At 69.7% G+C, this 20,522-nt stretch carries 20 protein-coding genes; 11 read left to right on the forward strand and 9 right to left on the reverse strand.

The features are described from left to right. Positions 1-5: 5 nt before the first annotated feature. Positions 6-1,142, reverse strand: a complete 1,137-nt coding sequence (locus AC07PZ_RS03580; protein WP_495293632.1) for a sigma-54 interaction domain-containing protein — start codon at positions 1,140-1,142, stop codon at positions 6-8. Next, positions 1,139-2,266 (reverse strand): acyl-CoA dehydrogenase family protein, encoded by a 1,128-nt coding sequence (locus AC07PZ_RS03585; RefSeq protein ID WP_495293949.1) that lies wholly within the window; start codon positions 2,264-2,266, stop codon positions 1,139-1,141. The genes AC07PZ_RS03580 and AC07PZ_RS03585 overlap by 4 nt, the downstream gene beginning before the upstream one ends. Positions 2,267-2,574: 308 nt before the next feature. On the opposite strand from AC07PZ_RS03585, the gene ssuD reads away from it, so the two are divergent. The 9 genes from ssuD to AC07PZ_RS03630 all read left to right on the forward strand — a co-directional run bounded on the left by ssuD (position 2,575) and on the right by AC07PZ_RS03630 (position 11,740). Continuing rightward, positions 2,575-3,738 (forward strand): FMNH2-dependent alkanesulfonate monooxygenase, encoded by a 1,164-nt coding sequence (ssuD, locus tag AC07PZ_RS03590; RefSeq protein WP_495293633.1) that lies wholly within the window; start codon positions 2,575-2,577, stop codon positions 3,736-3,738. Next, on the forward strand, positions 3,735-4,928 hold the full coding sequence (locus AC07PZ_RS03595; RefSeq protein ID WP_495293634.1) for an acyl-CoA dehydrogenase family protein: 1,194 nt from the start codon (positions 3,735-3,737) through the stop codon (positions 4,926-4,928). The genes ssuD and AC07PZ_RS03595 overlap by 4 nt, the downstream gene beginning before the upstream one ends. A 180-nt stretch (positions 4,929-5,108) precedes the next feature. Next, a complete protein-coding gene (gene msuE / locus AC07PZ_RS03600; RefSeq protein WP_495293635.1) occupies positions 5,109-5,666 on the forward strand; it encodes an FMN reductase in 558 nt (185 codons plus the stop codon). After that, on the forward strand, positions 5,663-7,033 hold the full coding sequence (locus AC07PZ_RS03605; protein ID WP_495293636.1) for an LLM class flavin-dependent oxidoreductase: 1,371 nt from the start codon (positions 5,663-5,665) through the stop codon (positions 7,031-7,033). Before msuE ends, AC07PZ_RS03605 begins: the two co-directional genes overlap by 4 nt. 40 nt (positions 7,034-7,073) lie before the next feature. Continuing rightward, positions 7,074-8,297 (forward strand): acyl-CoA dehydrogenase family protein, encoded by a 1,224-nt coding sequence (locus AC07PZ_RS03610; RefSeq protein WP_495293637.1) that lies wholly within the window; start codon positions 7,074-7,076, stop codon positions 8,295-8,297. Between the two features lie 34 nt (positions 8,298-8,331). Next, positions 8,332-9,159 carry a MetQ/NlpA family ABC transporter substrate-binding protein gene (locus AC07PZ_RS03615; RefSeq protein ID WP_495293638.1) on the forward strand — a complete coding sequence of 276 codons (828 nt, stop codon included), beginning with the start codon at positions 8,332-8,334 and terminating at the stop codon, positions 9,157-9,159. Between the two features lie 50 nt (positions 9,160-9,209). After that, on the forward strand, positions 9,210-10,043 hold the full coding sequence (locus tag AC07PZ_RS03620) for a MetQ/NlpA family ABC transporter substrate-binding protein (RefSeq protein WP_495293639.1): 834 nt from the start codon (positions 9,210-9,212) through the stop codon (positions 10,041-10,043). Then, a complete protein-coding gene (locus AC07PZ_RS03625; protein ID WP_495293640.1) occupies positions 10,006-11,106 on the forward strand; it encodes a methionine ABC transporter ATP-binding protein in 1,101 nt (366 codons plus the stop codon). The genes AC07PZ_RS03620 and AC07PZ_RS03625 overlap by 38 nt, the downstream gene beginning before the upstream one ends. Continuing rightward, the gene (locus AC07PZ_RS03630) at positions 11,087-11,740 is read left to right on the forward strand and encodes a methionine ABC transporter permease (protein ID WP_495293641.1); all 654 of its coding nucleotides are present in this window, start codon (positions 11,087-11,089) and stop codon (positions 11,738-11,740) included. The genes AC07PZ_RS03625 and AC07PZ_RS03630 overlap by 20 nt, the downstream gene beginning before the upstream one ends. A gap of 10 nt (positions 11,741-11,750) precedes the next feature. Here the strand turns inward: AC07PZ_RS03630 and AC07PZ_RS03635 are convergent, their stop codons facing one another. The 4 genes from AC07PZ_RS03635 to AC07PZ_RS03650 all read right to left on the reverse strand — a co-directional run bounded on the left by AC07PZ_RS03635 (position 11,751) and on the right by AC07PZ_RS03650 (position 15,519). Beyond that, positions 11,751-12,083 carry a carboxymuconolactone decarboxylase family protein gene (locus tag AC07PZ_RS03635; protein WP_495293642.1) on the reverse strand — a complete coding sequence of 111 codons (333 nt, stop codon included), beginning with the start codon at positions 12,081-12,083 and terminating at the stop codon, positions 11,751-11,753. Between the two features lie 9 nt (positions 12,084-12,092). Beyond that, entirely contained in the window at positions 12,093-13,241 is a 1,149-nt protein-coding gene (locus tag AC07PZ_RS03640; protein ID WP_495293643.1) for an acyl-CoA dehydrogenase family protein, read from the reverse strand. Beyond that, complete coding sequence (locus AC07PZ_RS03645; protein ID WP_495293644.1) at positions 13,238-14,599, reverse strand: LLM class flavin-dependent oxidoreductase; 1,362 nt, start codon at positions 14,597-14,599, stop codon at positions 13,238-13,240. The genes AC07PZ_RS03640 and AC07PZ_RS03645 overlap by 4 nt, the downstream gene beginning before the upstream one ends. A gap of 116 nt (positions 14,600-14,715) precedes the next feature. Then, positions 14,716-15,519, reverse strand: a complete 804-nt coding sequence (locus tag AC07PZ_RS03650) for a MetQ/NlpA family ABC transporter substrate-binding protein (protein WP_495293645.1) — start codon at positions 15,517-15,519, stop codon at positions 14,716-14,718. A 354-nt stretch (positions 15,520-15,873) separates the two neighbouring features. On the opposite strand from AC07PZ_RS03650, the gene AC07PZ_RS03655 reads away from it, so the two are divergent. After that, entirely contained in the window at positions 15,874-16,845 is a 972-nt protein-coding gene (locus tag AC07PZ_RS03655; protein WP_495293646.1) for a CysB family HTH-type transcriptional regulator, read from the forward strand. A gap of 18 nt (positions 16,846-16,863) precedes the next feature. Here AC07PZ_RS03655 and AC07PZ_RS03660 read toward each other — a convergent pair whose 3' ends face one another. Next, a complete protein-coding gene (locus AC07PZ_RS03660) occupies positions 16,864-17,004 on the reverse strand; it encodes a hypothetical protein (protein WP_495293647.1) in 141 nt (46 codons plus the stop codon). Next, positions 17,001-17,582, reverse strand: a complete 582-nt coding sequence (locus AC07PZ_RS03665) for a DUF4865 family protein (protein WP_495293648.1) — start codon at positions 17,580-17,582, stop codon at positions 17,001-17,003. The genes AC07PZ_RS03660 and AC07PZ_RS03665 overlap by 4 nt, the downstream gene beginning before the upstream one ends. Positions 17,583-17,675: 93 nt before the next feature. Here AC07PZ_RS03665 and AC07PZ_RS03670 point away from each other — a divergent pair, with 93 nt between their 5' ends. Further along, complete coding sequence (locus AC07PZ_RS03670) at positions 17,676-18,542, forward strand: LysR family transcriptional regulator (protein WP_495293649.1); 867 nt, start codon at positions 17,676-17,678, stop codon at positions 18,540-18,542. A gap of 15 nt (positions 18,543-18,557) precedes the next feature. Here AC07PZ_RS03670 and AC07PZ_RS03675 read toward each other — a convergent pair whose 3' ends face one another. After that, on the reverse strand, positions 18,558-20,468 hold the full coding sequence (locus tag AC07PZ_RS03675) for a family 2A encapsulin nanocompartment cargo protein cysteine desulfurase (RefSeq protein ID WP_495293950.1): 1,911 nt from the start codon (positions 20,466-20,468) through the stop codon (positions 18,558-18,560). Positions 20,469-20,522 lie beyond the last annotated feature (54 nt).

Raw genomic sequence — 20,522 nt, forward strand, 5'->3', positions numbered from 1 at the left:
GCCGGCTACTTCAGCGCCGCGATCTCGCCGCTCTTGATGAGCCGCGCGCGCAGCACGTTGCGGCTGATGCCGAGCAGGCGCGCCGTCTGCATCTGGTTGCGGTGGCAGAACTCGAAGGCCGTGCGCATCACCGTGTCCTCGATCACCTCGAACAGGCCGTCCTGCGGCTCGTTGAACAGGTCGCGCAGCACCGCCTCGAGCGTCTGTCGCGCAGGCGGCACGGCATCGCCCGCATGGGCATCCGGCAGGCGCCGCGCGGCGGTCAGCGAGGACAGGTGCAGGTCGTCGACGCCGAGCACGTCATGGCGGCAGATCAACAGCGCATGGTGGATCACGTTCTCAAGCTCGCGGATGTTGCCGGGCCAGCCGTGGGCCAGCAGCTTCTGCTCGGCGTCGGGGGCCAGCTGCACCGCACCGTAGCCCAGCCGGCGGCGGTACTCATCGATGAAATGCCGCGCCAGCGGCAGGATGTCGCCCGGCCGTTCGCGCAGCGTCGGCAGCGCCAGATGCACCACGTGCAGCCGATAGAACAGGTCTTCGCGGAAGTGCCCGGCCGCGACCGCGTCCTGCAGCCGCACGTTGGTGGCGGCCACCACGCGCACGTCGATCGGAATGCTCTTGCGCGAGCCCAGCCGCACCACCTCGTGCTCCTGCAGCACGCGCAGCAGCTTGACCTGGATCGACAGCGGCAGGTCGCCGATCTCGTCGAGGAACAGCGTGCCGCCGTTGGCGGCCTCGAACCAGCCGGCCTTGGACGAGAAGGCGCCGGTGAACGAACCCTTCTCGTGGCCGAAGAGTTCGCTCTCGACCAGGCTCTCGGAAAAGGCGCCGCAGTTGACCGCGACGAAGGGGCGACCGCTGCGCCGGCTCAGGTCGTGCACATGGCGCGCGATCAGTTCCTTGCCGGTGCCGGTCTCGCCGATGATGAGCACGTTGGCATCGCTCGGCGCCACCAGGTGGATGCGCTCGAGCAGCGCCACGGACCGCGGGTCCTGGAACACCTGGGCGGTCGCACGGATCGAGGTGGTGAGGTTGCGCGGGTTCGGCAGCGTGAGCAGCCGGGGCGCGTCCCAGTCCAGTTCGGGCCCGGTAGCCGCCGCAGCCGTTGCGGGCTCGTCGTGCTGGCGAATGAAGGCGTTCATGAATAGAAGGTCGGTGAGGGATATTGCTGATTGAGCGCCCATTCGCCGAGCTCGCGCACCTTGTACGCCACCGGGTCGTGAAGGCTCTGCGTGCGAAGGTTGCGCCAGTGCCGGTCCAGCCGCAGGCCGCCGTGCGTGGCGCGGGCGCCGGCCACGTCGAACATCCGCGTGCAGATGTCCAGGCCGGTGCGGGTCGCCGCGACCTTGGCCGTGGCCGCCGCGACGGCGACCTCGCCCCGCTCGGCCTCGGTCAGCGCATGGTCGCGGCGCCACGCGGCGTCGAGCCGCTCGGCGGCGCGGTCGGCCAGCACGCGCACGCCTTCCAGGCCGACCCAGAAATCACCGTAGTGGCCGAGCACGTAAGGGTCTTCGTGCATCTCGGCCACGTGCGCCGCGTGCCAGGGCCGCGCCTCGTGCAGGGTGTAGTGCCGGGCGTCCTGGAAGGCGCCTTCGGCAATGCCGAGATAGACGTTGGTCAGCACGAGCTGCGACACCAGCGGGCGCAGGCAGGCGAAAGGCGTGGACAGCGGCCCGGGGTCGGCCAGCACCTCGTGCTGCTCGACGCGCACGCGCTCGAAGGTGACGCTGCCGCTGTCGGTCTGGCGCTGGCCGATGTTGTTCCAGTCCGGCGCGACGAAGACGCCGGAACGGCCGGTCGGGAAGGCGGCGATGACCAGGCTGTCGGTGCCCGCTTCGCGGGCCGAGGCGATGAGCATCTCGGAGTCGAGGGCGCCCGAGCAGAAGCTCTTCTGCCCGGTGAATTCGCGCCAGCCCGGATGCGCGCTGGAGACGGTGCGGTCGTCCAGCGGATTGAGCGCGTTGCCCCAGAACCAGCGCCGCCGCGCGGTCTGCTCGAACCACGGCTCCCACTGCGAAGGCTGGGCAAAGAGGCGGACCGTGGCCAGCATCAGGTGATGAAAGCCGAACACGTGCGCGAGCGAGCTGTCGCCACGCGCGAGCACGCGCACCACCTCCAGCGTCTGGCGCCAATCGGCCCCGCCGCCACCGAGCGCGGTGGGAATGCTCAGCGCCAGCAGGCCGCTCGCGCGCAACGCATCGCGCTCCGCCTTGGGCGTGCCGCCGCGCAGGTCGCGCTCGGCCGCGGTCGCGGCGAAGTCGCGCATCAGCGCATGCGCAACGCCGTCGACGGAGGTGGGTTCGGGAAGGTGGATGGCGGCGGTCACTGGACAGAGGTCTGCTGATGCGCAGACAAGCTGCTGCGCCAGCAGCATCTTCAAGTGGCATGCGGCGTCCGGCAACGATGGGATTGGCATATCCATACGCGTTTTCTGCTGCCATGGAAGCAGTCTGCATGAGGCTGCTGATGCATCAGCAGCGCTGTTGGGCGGCTGCTTCTCCACCAGCAGAAAACGACGAAAAGGCCGGCTTTTCGCAGCAAAAGCGATGGCACGCGAACTGCTGAAAGCACCCCATGCAACTCTTCTGGTTCCTTCCCACACACGGCGACAGCCGATACCTCGGCACCGCACGCGGCGCCCGCACCGTGAGCCATCGCTATCTGCGGCAGGTCGCGCAGGCAGCCGACGAACTGGGCTACGAAGGCGTGCTGATACCGACAGGCCGGTCCTGCGAGGACTCGTGGGTCGTCGCATCGGCACTCGCCGCACAGACCGAGCGGCTCAAGTTCCTGGTGGCCATCCGGCCCGGCATCATCTCGCCGACCGTCTCGGCCCGGCAAGCCGCCACGCTCGACCGCTTCTCCGATGGCCGCCTGCTGATCAACGTGGTGACGGGCGGCGACCCCGACGAGCAGCACGGCGACGGCAGCTTCCTCACGCATGCCGAGCGCTATGAAGTCACCGACGAATTCCTGCGCATCTGGCGCGGCGTGGCCGCCGGCGAGACGGTCAACTTCAGCGGCAAGCACCTGCGCGTGGAGAACGCGAAGACGCTGTACCCGCCCGTGCAGAAGCCGTATCCGCCGCTGTGGTTCGGCGGCTCGTCGGACGCCGCGATCGCGCTCGCGGGCGAGCAGGTCGACGTCTACCTGACCTGGGGCGAGCCACCGGCCGCGGTGGCCGAGAAGATCGCCAAGGCCCGTGCGGCGGCAGCGCGGCATGGGCGCACCTTGCGCTTCGGCATCCGGCTGCATGTGATCGTGCGCGAGACCAGCGAGGCTGCCTGGCGCGCCGCCGACGAACTGATCTCCTTCGTGACCGACGAGACCATCGCAGCGGCGCAGAAGGCCTTCTCGCGCTTCGACTCCGTCGGGCAGCAGCGCATGGCCGCCCTGCATGGCGGCCGCCGCGACAGGCTCGAGGTGTCGCCCAACCTGTGGGCCGGCGTGGGCCTGGTGCGCGGCGGCGCCGGCACGGCGCTGGTCGGCAGCCCGGACGAGGTGGCCGCGCGCATCCGCGAGTACGAGGCGCTCGGTGTCGAGACCTTCATCTTCTCGGGCTATCCACACCTGGAGGAAGCCTATCGCGTGGCCGAGCTGCTGTTCCCGCTGCTGCCGCTCGACCATGTGCGCCCGCCCGGCCAGGCCAACATCACCGGGCCGTTCGGCGAGGTCATCGCCAACGACATCGTGCCGCCGGCCGCCGCCGCGCCCGCACCCGCGAAGGCCGTCGCATGACGCACGGCGGCACGCAGGCCGGCGACGACGGCGCGCCCGCCTGGCAGGCGAGCGTCGAGCGCGTGGTGCGCACGCTGGACGACAGCGCCGTCGAACGCGACCGCCGCGGCGGCGTACCCAAGCCGGAGCGCGACATGCTGCGCGACAGCGGCCTGCTCATGCTGAGCGTGCCCACTGCGTTCGGCGGACTCGGCGCCAGCTGGCAGCAGACGCTCGACGTGGTCCGCCGCGTCGCGCAGGTCGACAGTTCGGTGGCGCACGTGTTCGCCTTCCATCACCTGCTGCTGGCGACGGTGCGGCTCTTCGGGCAACCCGCGCAATGGGAACCCTGGCTCGTGCACACGGGCGAGCGCCGCTGGTTCTGGGGCAACGCACTGAACCCGCTCGACCGCGGCACGCAGGCCGAAGCCGCCGGCGACGGCTACGTGTTCGCGGGCCGCAAGAGCTTCTGCTCGGGTGCCGGCGACTCCGACATGCTGCTGGCCTCGGCGCTCGACGACCGGCAGCGCCTGGTCATCGGCGTCGTGCCAACAGGCCGCGAAGGCATCCGCGTGCTCGACGACTGGGACAACATGGGCCAGCGCCAGACCGACAGCGGCAGCGTGCTGTTCGACCGGGTCCGGGTCGCGGGCGACGAGGTGCTGCGCGACCCTGGCCCGCTGTCGACGCCATTCGCCTGCCTGCGCCCGCTGCTGGCCCAGCTGATCCTTGCCAACGTCTACCTGGGGCTCGGCCAGGGCGCGCTCGCGCAGGCACGGCTGTTCACGTCGACACAGGCGCGGCCCTGGTTGTTCTCGCCGGTTTCCAGCGCGAACGAAGACCCTTACGTGCTCGCACACTACGGCGAGTTCTGGCTCGCGCTGGAAGGCGCGCGCGCCCTGCTCGGCCTGGCCACCACGGCCTTCGACAGCGCGTGGCGGCGCGGCACGGCACTGGACGAACGCGAGCGCGCCGATGTCGCGATCGCGGTGGCCGCGGCCAAGGTCGCGAGCACGCGTGCGGGCCTCGACGTGGCGCACCGCATGTTCGAAGTGACCGGTGCCCGCGCGACCACGGCAGCGCTGCGGCTGGACCGCTTCTGGCGCAACTTGCGCGTGCATACGTTGCACGACCCGGTCGACTACAAGGTCCGCGAACTCGGCGACTGGGCTCTCAACGCGCAGGCGCCCAAGCCCAGCTTCTATTCCTGATCGCGCGCCGTGCTGCTGCACCAGCAGCGCAGCCGCAGCCTGCTGCTGACCCAGCATGCGGCGCGACCGACGAACCACCCAACCCATTGATTTCAAAGGAAAAACACCATGGCACGTGAATCGCTAAGAGAGACGGCACCGTCGCTCCATGACGGCCTTCAAGACACCAGCACACCGCACGTGAAAACCGCCCTCAAAGTCGTCGCCGTCTCCGGCAGCCTGCAGCGCCCGTCGCGCACGCTGGCACTGGTCGACGCACTCCTGTCCGAGCTCGGCGAGCACGTCGCCATCGACACGCGCGTGATCACGCTGGGCGACATCGGCGCGCAGCTCGGCGCCGCGTTCTATCGCCAGCAACTGCCCGCCACCATCGAAGCCCAACTGGCGGAGATCGAGTCGGCCGACCTGCTCGTGGTGGCCAGCCCGGTCTACCGCGGCTCGTACACCGGCCTGTTCAAGCACCTGTTCGACTTCGTCCACCACGACGCGCTGATCGGCAAGCCGGTGCTGCTGGCAGCGACCGGCGGCAGCGACCGGCACGCGCTGGTCATCGACCATCAGTTGCGCCCGCTGTTCAGCTTCTTCCAGTCGCACACGCTGCCGCTCGGCGTGTATGCCGCCGAGAAGGACTTCGACGGCTATCACATCGGCAGCGGGCCGCTGCGCGACCGGATCGCGCTGACGATCGCGCGCGCATTGCCGCTGCTGCACACCGTGCCGACGGCAGAGACCGCGTGAGCCGCGACGCGATGAAGCCGCTGCACTTCAACGCCTTCGTGATGAACACGGCGTCGCACATCCAGCACGGACAGTGGCGCCATCCGGACGCGGGGCAGGTCGACTTCAACGACGTGTCGTTCTGGATCGACCTCGTGCGCACGCTGGAGCGCGGCCTGTTCGACGCGGTGTTCTTCGCCGACGTGGTCGGGCTCTACGGACCGCTGGGCGGCGACTACGCGGTGAACGCGCGCGAAGGCCTGCAGATCCCGAGCAACGACCCGTCGGTGCTGCTGTCGGCATTGGCCGTGAGCACCGAGCACCTGGGTCTCGCCTTCACGAGCTCGGTGCTGCAGGAGCATCCGTTCAACTTCGCGCGCAAGGTCTCGACGCTCGACCACATCTCCAAGGGCCGCATCGCCTGGAACATCGTGACGAGCAGCCTGGAGAACAGCGCGCGCAACTTCGGCCTCGACCAGCTGCCGCTGCACGACGACCGCTACGCCTGGGCCGACGAATACATCGACGTCGCCTACAAGCTCTGGGAAGGCTCGTGGGACGACGGCGCGCTGCGCATCGACCGCGACGCGGGCGTGTACGCCGACCGCAGCCGGATCCACAAGATCAACCACGTCGGCCCGCGCTACCGGGTCGAAGGGCCGCACCTGCCCTCGCCGTCGCCGCAGCGCACGCCGCTGCTCTACCAGGCGGGTTCGTCGGGTGCGGGGCGGCGCTTTGCCGCCGCGAATGCCGAGGCCCAGTTCATCGTGACGCCCAACCCCGCGGTGGCGGGCGAGCTCATCCGCGACACGCGCCGGCTGGCGGTGGAAGCGGGCCGGCGGCCGGAGGACATCAAGTTCTTCCAGGGCCTGTCGCTGATCGTCGGCAGCACCGAAGAAGAGGCGCGCCGCAACGAGGCCGACTACAACGCCTATGCGAGCCGCGACGGCTTTCTCGCGCACATGAACTTCGCGGTCGACCGCTACGGCAACCCGTACCCGGCCGACACGCCGCTGTCGTCCATCAGGACCAACGCCAGCCAGAGCATCCTCGAATGGCTGAGCAAGAGCGTGCCGGGACGCGAGCCGACGGTGGCCGACCTGGGCGACCTGCTGGGTCGCCGGGGCCGCGTGGTCGGCACGCCCGAGCAGATCGCCGACCAGCTCGCGCAATGGCAGGCGGCCGGCGTCGACGGCATCAACCTGGTGAACTGGCGGCTGCCCGGCTCCTATGTCGAGTTCATCGACCACGTGCTGCCGGTGCTGCAACGGCGCGGCCTGGCGCAGCGCGAATACAGCCCCGGCACGCTGCGCAAGAAGCTGTTCGGCAGCGACCTGCTGAACGACCGCCACCCGGCCGCCCGCTACCGCGGTGCCTTCGGCCACTGACTTTTCATCGACCTCGCCATCACTGCATCTCCCGAATCCCATGTCCTCTCTCGACCTGATACCCGACCCCAGCGCCACGCCCGACGACGAGTTGTCGCGCTGGCTGGCCGTCGCCGACCGCCTGGCCGAAGCGCTTCGCCCCGACGTGGTCCGGCGCGACCGCGAGAACGCGTTGCCGCACGCGCAGATCGCGCTGTTCCGCGAGGCCGGCCTGCTCGACCTGACCGTCGCCACGCGCTTCGGCGGCCAGGGTGCCAGCTGGCGCACCGCGCTGCAGGTGGTGCGCCGCATCGCACGCACCGATGCACCCGTGGCGCAGATCCTGGGCTACCACTACGCCTGGCTGCGCATCATCGACGTGGTCGACACCGAGACGGCGCAGCAGACCTTGCGCGACACCGTGCAGCACCGCTGGCTCTGGGCCGGTGCCGGCACATCGCGCCTCGGCCTCGCGCAGCTGAAGCCGGCGCAAGGCCATGCCGGCTACATCGGCCAGGCCAGCGCGGCCTTCGCCACCGGCGCGCCCGTGGCCGACCGCATCCTGGTGCGCGGCGTCGACACCGAGACCCAGCGCTTCGTGCTGGCCGTCGCAGACCCGCGTGCGCCGCAGTTCCGCCTGACCGACGACTGGGACGTGCTCGGCCAGCGCCAGTCCGCGAGCCACAGCGTGGCCTTCGATGACCTGCCGATCGCACCGGCCGACGTGCTGGGCGTGTTCGCACCGCTCGGCCAGCCGACCACGCCGCGCATGTCGCTGGGCGTGCTGTTCTTCCAGTCGCTCTTCACCCACCTGCATCTCGGCATCGCGGAAGGCGCGCTGCTGGAAGCGGCCGACTACGTGCGCGACAAGGCCCGTCCGTGGGCGCACGCGACGGTGGAAAAGACCACCGACGACCCCTTCGTGCAGAACGCGTTCGGCGACTACACCGCCCGGCTGCAGGCGGTGTCGGCGCTCGCCGAACGCGCCGACCGCGCGGTGGGCTGGCTGGTCGATCACAAGGACGAGATCACCGCGCAGCAGCGCACCCAGGTCGCGGAGATCGTCGCCAGCGCGAAGATCGTGTCGATCCAGGCCGGCCTGGAGACGACCAGCCACGTGTTCGACCTCACCGGTGCCAAGTCGACCGGCGCGGCCTTCGGGCTGGACCGCTTCTGGCGCAACCTGCGCACCATGAGCCTGCACGACCCGCTGGCCTACAAGCTCAACGAAGTGGGACGGTACGTCCTCAACGGCGAGGCGCCGGAGCCCTCGGGCTACCGCTGAGCGGCCCCGCCCCCTCCCACAGGAAAGACGGAACATGAACCGGCTCAGCAAAGTCCTCTTCACGGCCGCCTGGCTCGCGGCCGCCGCCGTGCAGGCGCAAGCGCAGACACAGGCGCCGCTGCGCATCGGCGTGACCGCCGGCGTCGCGGCCGAATCGATCGAGGCCGCCGCGGCCGAGGCCAAGAGACAGGGGCTCGACGTGAAGGTCGTCGAATTCGCCGACTACACGACGCCCAACGTCGCGGTCGACGCGGGCGACCTCGACGCCAACTACTTCCAGCACCAGGCCTTCCTGGACAACGCGATCAAGCAGCGCGGCTACAAGCTCAGGAGCGTGGCGATCGGCGTGGTGTCCAACCTGGGCCTGTACTCGACGCGCTTCAAGCAGATCGACGCGCTGCCCGACGGTGCGCGCATCGCGCTGGCCAACGACGCCAGCAACCAGGCCCGCAGCCTCGGCCTGCTGGCCCAGGCCGGCCTGATCCGGCTGCGCAAGGACGTGGGCCCGTTCCCGACGCTCGACGACATCACGGCCAATCCGAAGAAGCTGCGCTTCATCGAGGTCGAGTACATCCAGATCGTCCGCTCGCTCGACGACGTCGATGCGGGCGTGCTGCTGCCGCACGCGCTGGTGCGTTCCGGCAAGAAGGAACTGGCGACCCAGGCCCTGTTCTACGACAAGGGCGACCCGCGCTACTGGGCGGTGCAGTTCGTCGCGCGCAGCGACAAGCCCGAAGACCCGCGGCTGCGCCGCTTCATCCAGATCTACCGCGACGCGCCCGGCGTGCGGCAGGCCATCCGCGCCGCCTATGCGGACAGCGACAAGCTCTACAACCTGCCGTGGCTGGAGGCGCAGAAATGACGCCGCCCGACGCGCACGCCGCCCCGTCCCTTTCACACACCGACATCTCCATGACCTCACGTCGTTCCCTGCTCGCGCTGCTGCTCGCCGGTGCACCGCTGTTCGCCGCGGCTCAAGGCCAGGCCCCCAAGGCTGCGGCCGCGGGTCCGCTCAAGATCGGCGTGGCCGCATACACGGCGGCCGCCATCGAAGTGGCGGCGCAGGAAGCGAAGGCCCAGGGCCTCGATGTCCGCGTGATCGAGTTCGCCGACTGGACCACGCCCAACGCGGCGCTGGATGCGGGCGATCTCGACCTCAACTACTTCCAGCACCAGGCCTTCCTGGACAGCTCGATCAAGCTGCGCGGCTACAAGCTCAAGAGCATCGGCATCGGCGTGCTGTCGAGCGTCGGCCTGTTCTCGAACAAGGTCCAGCGGGTCGAGGACATCAAGGAAGGCTTCCGCCTCGGCATCCACAACGATGCGTCCAACCAGGCCCGCGCGCTGCGGCTGCTGGAGCGCATCGGCCTGCTCACGCTGCGCGACGGCGTGGGCGACTGGGCAACGATCAACGACGTGGTGCAGAACCCGCGCAAGCTGAAGTTCATCGAGATCGAGGGCACGCAGCTGATCCGCTCGTTCCCGGACATCGACATCGCGGTGCTGTCGCCCTTCACGCTGGTGCTGGCGGGGCAGTCGGAGCTGGCCAACCGGGCGCTTGTGTATTCGCAGGGCGACGACGTGTACTACGCCGGACGCTTCGTCGCGCGCACCGACCGCGCCGACGACCCGCGCTTCCAGCAGTTCATCCGCATCTACCAGGACTCGCCCGCCGTGCGCAAGGCGATCTCCGCGACCTTTGGCAACAATGACAAGCTCTACAGCCTCCCCTGGCTTCGAAAGTGAGCGTCGCGCCGACCTCGGGACGGTCACGTTCCGCGGCGTCGGCAAGTCCTACCGTTCGGCCGTCGGGCCGGTGGATGCGTTGCACGACATCACGCTGGACATTCCGGCGGGCCGCATCTTCGGGATCATCGGGCGCAGCGGTGCGGGCAAGTCCAGCCTGCTGCGCACCATCAACCGCCTGGAGAGCCCGAGCAGCGGCCAGGTGCTGGTCGACGGGCAGGACGTCGCGGCGCTCGACGAGAACGGGCTGGTGGCACTGCGCCGGCGCGTCGGCATGATCTTCCAGCACTTCAACCTGCTGTCGGCCAAGACGGTCTGGGACAACGTCGCACTGCCGCTCGCGGTCGCCGGCATCGCGCGCGACGAGATCCGCCAGCGCGTGACGGAAGTGCTCGCGCTGGTCGGCCTGTCGGACAAGCACGACGTGCGGCCCGGCCGGCTCTCGGGCGGCCAGAAGCAGCGGGTGGGCATCGCCCGTGCGCTGGTGCACCGGCCCGAGATCCTGCTGTGCGACGAGGCCACCTCGGCGCTGGACCCGGAGACGACGCAGTCGATCCTCGCGCTGCTGCGCGACATCAACCGCCGGCTCGGCCTGACGGTGATCCTGATCACGCACGAGATGGGCGTGATCCGCGAGATCTGCGACCAGGTGCTGGTGCTCGAGCGCGGTCGCGCGGTCGAGCTCGGCCCGGTCTGGCAGGTGTTCGGCCGACCCGCACACGACGCGACGCGGGCGCTGCTGCGCCCGCTGGTGCGCGACCTGCCGGAGGACCTGCTCGCGCGCCTGACGCGGACACCGCCGCCCGGCGATGGCGCCTGCGAGACGGTGGTCGAGCTGCACTACAGCGGCGAGCGTGGCGTCGAGCCCGACCTGTCGCGCATCGCGGCCGTGCTCGGCGCGCCGATACGGCTGCTGTACGGCGGCGTCGACCGCATCCAGGGCCACACGCAGGGCCGGCTGGTGATCGCCGTCGACGCCCGCACGGCCCCGATCGAAGACCTGGTCACGCAACGCGTGGCGCATGAAGCGAAAGGACTCGGCTATGTCTGCGGCGATGTATGAACGCCTCTGGAACGCACTGCTCGAAACGCTGGTGATGGTGGGCGTGTCGTCGGCCATCGCGCTGGCCGCGGGCGTGCCGCTGGCCGTCTGGCTGGTGCTCGCCAAGCCCGGCGGCATCCTCGAATCGCCGCGAGTGCACCGCGTGCTCGGCAGCGTGATCAACGGCTTTCGCGCCACGCCCTTCATCGTGCTGCTGGTCGCGCTGATCCCGTTCACGCGGCTGGTCACCGGGACGACGATCGGCGTGTGGGCGGCCATCGTGCCGCTGTCGATCAGCGCCACGCCGTTCTTCGCGCGCATTGCCGAGGTCAGCCTGCGCGAGGTGGACGGCGGCCTGATCGAGGCCGCACAGGCCATGGGCTGCCGGCGCTGGCACATCGTGCGCCATGTGCTGCTGCCCGAGGCCCTGCCGGGCATCGTCGGCGGCTTCACCATCACGGTGGTCGCGCTGATCAGCTCGTCGGCCATGGCGGGCGCCGTCGGCGCGGGCGGCCTGGGCGACCTCGCGATCCGCTATGGCTACCAGCGCTTCGACACGACCGTGATGGCCGTGGTGATCGTGGTGTTGATCGCGCTGGTCTGCCTGATCCAGTTCATCGGCGACCGCTTCGTACGCTTCCTGGCCGAGCGCTGATCCGGCAGGGTCAGCGGGTGCTGCGGATCGCCTGCAGCGTGGTGGCGAACTGGCCGATCGCCGCACCCGCGCGCAGCTCGGCGGCGACCATCACGGCCTCGGCGATCTCGCCTTCGGTCGCGCCCAGCAGCCGGGCGTTCCTGGTGTGCAGCGTGAGGCAGGCGCCGCACTGCGTGACGTGCGTCACCGCGACCGCGATCAGTTCCTTGATCTTGGGCGACAGATGGCCGGGCGCAAAGACGGCCTGCTCGAAATCGGCGAAGGCGCGAAAGGGCTCGGGCGCCAGATCCGACAGGGCGCGCATGCTTTCGGCCTGGGTCCAGTCGATGCGTTCTTGGCTCATGGGAAATCCTCAGGTGTAGAGATCGGCGGTGAATTCCCCGGAGAGCGCCCAGCGCCCCAGCGTGCGCAGCTTGTAGTCCAGGGGATCGTGAAGGGTGTGGGTGCGGGCGTTGCGCCAGTAGCGGTCGAGGCCGAGCTCGGCTTGCGCCGCGCGCGTGCCGGCGGCGTCGAAGAGCGCCTGGCTCACGAACAGGCTCGCGCGATGTGCGAGCACCTTGGCCTCGGTGATGGCCAGGCCGGCGGTGCGGCGCTGCGCGGGCGTCACCGCGTCGCCGGCGTCCCACGCGGCCTGCAGCGTGGCCGCGGCCCGGTCGGCAAGCACCGCGGCGGCGACGGCGTGCAGATGCATCTCGCCGAAGCGCTGGAGCCGATACGGGTCTTCCGCGGCGCTGGCGACACCGGCGTAAAGCCAGGGCCGCGTGCCCGCCAGCGTGAGCTCGCGCGCGGCTTCGAGCGCGCCTTCGGCAATGCCCAGGTACAGGTTCACCAGGATGAGCTGGCCCAGGCAGGTGCGCAGCGAATGGCGGACCGTCGCCACATCGCCGGGCAGGCGCAGCAGGTCCGCATGCGGCACGCGGACCTGCGCGAAGTCCACGGACACGCTGTCGGTCTGGCGCTGGCCGATGGCCCGCCAGTCGTCGTTGACCGTGACGCCCGGCGCGCGCGTCGCAACCACGCCGAGCAGCAGCTTGCCGCTGGGCGCATGCACCGCGGAGAAGGTCATCAGGTCGGAGCCCTGCGCGCCCGAGCAGAAGCCCTTGGTGCCGGTGAGCACCTGGCCGGCGTCGTCCTCGGATGCCGTCAGGCGCGGGTCGAGCGGGTTCATCGCGTTGCCCCACCAGAGCCCCTCGGCCACGGTGGCCCGCAGCCATCGCGCCTGCTGCGCGGGCGTGCCGTAGATGAGCACGGTCGCCACCTGCAGGTGATGGAAGGCGAGCAGATGCGCCAATGCGCTGTCGACGCGCGCGATGCGGCGCACGGTGTCGTAGACCGCCGGCCAGGCCGCGCCCTCGCCACCGAACTCGACCGGCACGGCTTGCGCGAGCAGGCCGGCATCGCGCAGCAGCGTCTTCTCGTGCGCGGCATGGCCGCCTTGCCGATCGCGCTCCACGGCCGTCGCCCGCAGCGCGGCGACGACTTCTTCCAGCAGCACCGTCATGCCACGTTCCGCGCGGCGGCGCCGACGCGGAACGCGCCGGCCGGATGGCGCGCCGGCAGCCGCGGGCCGGCGCCGAACAGCTTGTCGCGCAGGCTGCCTTCGGTGTAGTCGGTCTTGTAGCTGCCGCGATTCTGCAACTCGGGCACGACCAGATCGACGAAGTCGCCGAAGCCTTCGGGCACCACGGTGCGCACGAGATTGAAGCCGTCGATGTCGGCGTCGCGCACCCACGACTCGAGTTCGTCGGCCACATGCTGGGGCGAGCCGACGATGGGCGTGTGCCGGCTGCCCAGCGTCATCTGGTCGAGCAGCTTGCGTACCGACCAGCGCTTCTCGCTCTGGGTCGTGACGGACTCGAGAAAGGACTGGACCGCATCGGTCTTGACCAGGCTGATCGGCTCGTCGAGGTCGTATCGGGAGAAGTCGATGCCGGTCTGGCTGGAGAAGTGCGCGAGCCCCGCCTGCGCGCTGGCGTGCGTGCGGTACTCCGCGTATTTCTCCTGCGCGAGTGCGTCGGTCGGTGCCACCACGACGACCACGCCCAGGAAGAAGCGCAGGTCCTGCGGATCGCGGCCGAAGGTGGTTGCACGCTGCCGGATCTTGGCGACGATGTCGCGCGCCTGCTGCTTGTTGCCCGAGACGAACACGCATTCCGCATGCCTGGCCGCGAAGTCCAGGCCACGCGTGGATGCGCCGGCCTGGAACAGCACGGGCGTGCGCTGGATCGATGGCTCCGACAGGTGGGCGGCCTGCACGCGGTAGTAAGGGCCGTCGTGGTCGATGGCATGCACGCGCGCCGGCTCGCTGTAGACGCGCCGGGCGCGGTCGCGCACCACGGCATCGTCTTCCCAGCTGCCTTCCCACAGCTTGTAGGCCGCGGCCATGAAGTCTTCGGCGCGCTCGTAGCGCTCGTCGTGGCCGTGCTGCTTCGCGAGCCCCATGCCGCGTGCCGCGCTGTCGAGGAAGCCGGTCACGACGTTCCAGGCCACGCGCCCACGGCTCAGGTGGTCGAGCGTGGTGAAGCGGCGCGCCAGCGGAAACGGGTGCTCGTAGGTCAGGTTGACGGTGACACCGAAGCCCAGGTGCCGCGTGGCGTGCGCCATCAGCGGCACCAGCAGCAAGGGGTCGTCGATCGGCATCTGGACCGCTTCGCGCAGGGCGGCGTCGGGGCGGCCTTCGAACACGTCGTTCGCGCCGATGATGTCGGCCAGGAACAGGTTGTCGAAACGGCCGCGCTCCAGCGTCTGTGCCAGCTCGACCCAGTAGGCGGGGTCGGTGTAGCGCTCGGACTGGTCGCGGGGATGGGTCCACAGGCCGTGGGCGATGTCGCCCACGCAGCTCATGTGGACCGCGTTCATCAGGATTTTCTTCATGGGACACCGGACGCTTGCGGCCCGGCCGGATCGGTGCGCGCCCGGGATGGGCGCAGCGGAGAGGGAGCGCCCGCGGGCGCAGCGCCTGTCGGCAGGCTTGCCTACCAGGCGAAGCCGATGACGCCGTCGTACAGCGTGGTCAGCGACGCGCGCACTTCGGGGCTGTTCTGGTAGATCGAGATGAACTTGCGGATGCGCGGGTCGTCCTTGCGATCGGGGCGCGTGACCCACTGGAACGCGTACTGGCTCGAGTCCTTCTCGAAGGCCAGCGCGCTCTTGGCCGACAGGCCACCCAGCTTGGCGAAGGTCGCATAGGTCGCGGCGGCATCGACGTCCTCGAAGGAACGCGCGATCTGCGGCCCTTCGAGCTGGACGATCTTCAGCTTCTTCGGGTTGTCGGTGATGTCGAGGATGGTGGCCTTGTAGTCCAGCCCGGGCTTGAGCTTGAGCAGGCCGAGTTCCTGCAGGAACTGCAGCGCGCGGCCGGTGTTGACCGGATCGGCCGACACCGCGATCGATGCGCCGTCGCGCAGTTCGGCGAGCGTCTTGATCTTCTTCGAATAGAGCCCGATCACCGTGGTGTAGCCGGGCGCCACCGGTACCAGGTCGAAGCCGGCCTGGGCATTGGAGCTGTCGAGGAAGGGCTTGTGCTGGAAGTAGTTGACGTCGATTTCCTTGTTGGCGACCGCCGAGTTGGGCGTGCGCCAGTCGCTGAACTCGACCAGCTCCACGTCGAGGCCCTGGGCCTTCGCCTCCTTCGCGGCGATCTCGACCGCGCGGTTGCCCACGCTCGCGCCGAGGCCGATGCGCAACGGCTTGTCCGCCGCATACAGATTGAAGGCGGACAGGCCGGCCACGAGGACGAGGGATGAGAGCGCGAGACGACGCGAGAGAGAACGGAACATCGGGATGGAACGTAAGGCGACAGGAGGCGGGAAACACGACGCGGAGCGGTGCGCCGGTGTGCGATCGGGCGTTGACTCGGGGTGTGCCCCAGGGTTAACGCGGATGAATTGTCGAACCCGTCCAAGCCGAAAGCCAAGCGGAAAAAACGCATATGAAAACGCGATTTCGCCGCGCCGCATGGCGTGGCACACGCGGCAACATCGGGGCGATCGGCCTGCGGCGAATGCCCGTCCGCATCGATCACTCAGATCATTCGCTTATTTCATTGCAACGAATCGGTAGTTCCAGTTCGAAGACCGTGCCAAGAGAATTGGCCGCCGAAGTGATCTCCGGTAACTTTTCTCGTTGCTCCCATGAATTTTCAGCAGTTACGCTCCGTCCGCGAAGCAGTCCGAAGCGGTTTCAACCTCACGGAAGCGGCGCATGCGCTGCACACATCTCAACCCGGCGTGAGCCGGCAGATCCGCGAGCTGGAGGAAGAGCTCGGCCTCGCCCTGTTCGCACGCGCCGGCAAGCGGCTGACGGGGCTGACGGCGCCGGGCGATCACCTGCTGCCGATCATCGAACGCATGCTGATCGAGAGCCATAACCTGCGGCAGGCGGGGCAGGAGTTTCTCGCGCAGGAGAAGGGCCTTCTCTCCATCGCCGCGACGCACTCGCAGGCCCGTTATGCATTGCCCGTGGCCGTGCAGGAGTTCCGTGGCCGCTTCCCCGAAGTGCGCCTGCACCTGCGCCAGGGCTCGCCCAAGCAGATCGCACAGATGCTGCTGGACGGCGAAGCCGACGTCGGCATCGCGACCGAGGCGCTGAGCGACTATCCGCAACTCGTGGCACTGCCGTGCTTCCGCTGGACGCATTCGCTGATCGCGCCGCCGGGCCATCCCTTGCTCGAAGGGCCGCTGACCATCGAGCGGCTCGCCGAACACCCGCTCGTCACCTATGACGGCGGCTTCACCGGCCGCACGCGCATCGACCAGGCCTTCGCGGACGCGGGGCTGAAGCCGAACCTCGTCATCACCGCCATGGATGCGGACGTCATCAAGACCTATGTCGAGCTCGGCCTGGGTGTGGGCATCGTGGCGGGTGTCGCCTTCGAGGCGGAGCGCGACCTCAAGCTGCGCGCGGTCGACGTCGGGCATCTGTTCGGCATCAACGTCACCAAGCTGGCCGTGCGGCGCGATGCCTATCTGCGGTCCTATGTCTATGCGTTCATCGAGTCCTTCGCACCCACGCTGACGCGCAGCGCGGTGGAAGAAGCGCTCGACACCGGCGCGGTCGAGGAGAGCGAGCCCTCTCGCGAGCCGGCGCTGGATCCGGTGGCCTGACGCCGCCGGCCCTTCGCTTCATCCGCCAGCGAGGAAGCGCCGCAGCAGCACGGCCACGGCCGCCGTCGCACCCAGGACGAACAGCGCGGTGGCCGCGCCGCCGGCCAGTGCCCACCATGCCGCATGCCATGCGTCGGCCTGTCGCGACGGCGGCTTCACGGCAGCTTCGCCAACCCGGGGCGCGCCAGATGCAGGATCTCGTAGGCCGTGCCCTGCGCCGCTGGCGCCGAGGCTTCCTGCGCCTTCGATGACAGGGTGAGGCGCAGCAGCCGCCAGGTCGAGACATCGAGCGACGTGACCACCGCGACCGTGTCGGGCCTCTCCAGGAGCGCGTCGTTGCGCAGCAGCTCCTGCACGCGCAGCGCGGCGCGATCGGTGCCTTCGGCAACCGGCACGTCTTCGCGGTACAGCGTCAGCGCGGGCCGGCCCGGATCGCGCCCGGCGCGCGCATCGAGGGGCAGCCAGGTCTCCACCGCCGGCCGGCCGAAGCCGTCGATCACGTTCTGGAAGCGGTCATCCACGAGGAAGTCGGTGGCGGCGCCAACATCGAGCCAGAGGTACACGGAGGCGTAGACGTTCGCATCCGCACCATGGCGGCCGCGCTCGCGCACGACGAAGGCCTTGAAGCCCAGTCCGGGCGCGTCGTCCCAGAGCGGGCCACGGCGCGCGGCGCGCGTGCGGATCAGGGACATGTCGTAGTCGGCGGGAAGCCGGTGTGCGTACTGCATCGAAAGCATGAGGTTTCTCCTGGGGTCTGCAAGCGGCCATGGTGCGCGGAGCCTATGATTTCAACAACGCATGACTGCATATATCTGCGATAAGCGATTGACATGACTTCATTGCACCGAACACTCGACATCGACGCCGTCCGCGCCTTCGTGCTGGTCGCCGACCTGGGCAGCTTCACGCGCGCCGCGGAAGTGATGGACACATCGCAGGCCGCCATCAGCCTCAAGCTGAAACGGCTGGAGGCACGGCTCGGCTACCGGGTGCTCGAACGCACGCCGCGCCACGTGGGGCTGTCGCCGCAGGGCCAGGGCTTCATCGAGCCTGCGCGCGACCTGCTCCTGGCCTACGAGCGAGCGGTCGGCGGCCTGACGGACGCGCCACCGCGGCGGCTGGTGCTGGGCATCAGCGACCACGTGGCGGGCTCCGACCTGCCGGCGCTGCTGGGGCGGCTGGCGTCCTACGATCCGATGCTGCTGATCGAGGTGCGCATCAGCCCGTCGCGGGACCTGGTGGTCGCCTTCGAGAACGGCGAGGTGGACGCCGCGATCGTGCGCCGCGAGGGCAAGCGCCGCGACGGCGAGGTGCTGGCCGAGGAGCGCTTCGGATGGTTCGCATCACCGAGCTGGCAGCCGCGCCCCGGCGAGCCGCTGCGCCTCGCGACGATGGCGGCGCCCTGCGGCGTGCGTGCCGTCGCCACGCGCGCCCTGGATACCGCCGCCATCGCCTGGACCGAGGTCTTCATCGGCGGTGGCGTGATGGCCGTCGGCGCCGCGGCCAGCGCCGGCCTGGGCGTCGCCGCGATGGCGCAGCGCGTGGCGCCGCCCGGCCTCATCGATGTGGGGGAGCGCGCCGGGCTTCCGCAGATGCCGCTGTCGCAGGTCGTGATGTACGCACGCGCGACCGACCCGCGGTCGCGCGAGATGCTGCGCGCACTGGCCGCGGCCTTCCGCGGCGCGGCCGTGCGCTGAGGCGCGGCCTTTCGTTCAGCCTGCGCGGCGCTGGGCCGACAGCTTGCGCACCACGCCCGCGAGACGATCGATCTCGTCGAAGGTGTTGTAGAACGCCAGCGACGGCCGGACCGTGGTCTCGACACCGAAGCGCCGCAGGATCGGCTGCGCGCAATGGTGCCCCGTGCGCACGGCAATGCCTTCGTCGTTCAGCGCATGGCCGACTTCCTCGGTGCTGTAGCCGTCCAGCACGAAGGACATCACGCTGGCCTTGTCGGCGGCAGTGCCGATCAGCCGCACGCCCGGGATCGCGCCCAGTTGCTGCATGCCGTAGACCAGCAGCTCGTGCTCGTAGCGCGCGATGTTCTCGATGCCGACCTTGTTGACGTAGTCGATCGCCGCGCCGAGCCCGACCGCGTCGGCGATGTTGCCGGTGCCGGCCTCGAACTTGTTCGGGATCGGCTGGAACACGGTCTTCTCGAAGGTCACGTCGGCGATCATGTTGCCGCCACCCTGCCAGGGCGGCATGTCCTCGAGCACCTCGCGCTTGCCCCACACGACGCCGATGCCCGTCGGGCCGAACACCTTGTGGCCCGAGAACACGAAGAAGTCGGCGCCGATGTCCTGCACGTCGACCCGCATGTGCGACACCGACTGCGCGCCGTCGACCAGCGCCTTCGCGCCCGCGCGATGCGCCAGCTCGACGATCTCCTTCACCGGGACCACCGTGCCGAGCGCGTTCGACACCTGCGTGACCGCCACGATCTTCGTGCGGTCGTTCAGCAGCTTGCGGTATTCGTCGAGCAGCACCTGGCCCGAGTCGTCGACCGGGATCACGCGCAGCTTCGCGCCCTTGGCCGATGCGAGCTGCTGCCAGGGCACGATGTTCGCGTGGTGCTCGAGATTCGAGACGATGATCTCGTCGCCCTCGCCCACGTGCTGGCCACCCCAGCTCTTGGCCACCAGGTTGATGGCCTCGGTGGTGCCGCGCACGAAGATCACCTCGTTCACGTCGGGCGCGTTGAGGAACCTGCGGACGCGCTCGCGCGCGCCTTCGTACGCGTCGGTCGCACGTGCCGCCAGCTCGTGCGCCGCGCGGTGGATGTTCGAGTTCTCGTGCGCATAGAAGTACGAGATCCGGTCGATCACCGATTGCGGCTTGTGCGTGGTGGCCGCGTTGTCGAACCACACCAGCTGACGGCCGTTGACGCGCTCCTGCAGGATCGGAAAGTCGCGGCGCACGGCATGCACGTCGAACGGCTGCCGCTGGCCGGCGGTGGCGACCGGCACGTCACCGTGCGGCGCGGGCTTGGCCGGCGTCACGTAGCCGCTGGGCAGGCGCACCGCGTCGACGAAGTAGTACTGCGGGGCTGTCGACGGCGTGGTCGGCGCGGTGTCCTGCGCGGGCGGCTTCTTCGCCAGCAGGGCCTGCACGTCGCTGCCACCGGGCTGTGCGAACGGGAAGCTCGCCAGCCCGTCGTGCACGCGCGGCGCCGCATCGGTACCGCGGCCACCCGGTGACGGCTGCCCGTAACCGTCGCCGAGGAAGTAGAACGGTGCCGCGCCGCCGGCCGGGTGGGACGCCGCTTGCGACGGCGTTGCGGCATGCGCCTCGGGCACGCCGAGCACGGCACTGCCGAGCCGCGGCTCGTAGGCCGGCAAGGCGCTCTGCAGATGGTCGGGTGCACCGTTGCCGGCGACGGCATGCGGCGGCAATGCGGGCACGCGGTTGCCGAGCGACAGCACCTGGGTCGGCGATGCCGGCAACAGGTTCGTGCCGGGCAGCTGGCCTTGCGGAATCGGCGTGCCGGGCACGCTGGGGCCGAAGCCGGCCGGACTCACCAGCGGCGAACCGGGCGGCGCCAGCTGGGACGGCGCCTGCACGCCGGGCGGCGTGCCGAGCGACGGTGCCTGGCCCGGCAACGCGGCGAACAGCTGGCTCGCCATGCGCGCCAGCACGGCCGGGTCGAACGGTGCCTCGGCTTGCTGCGGCACGTGCTG

Source organism: Variovorax sp. GW821-FHT10B04 (assembly GCF_059415645.1).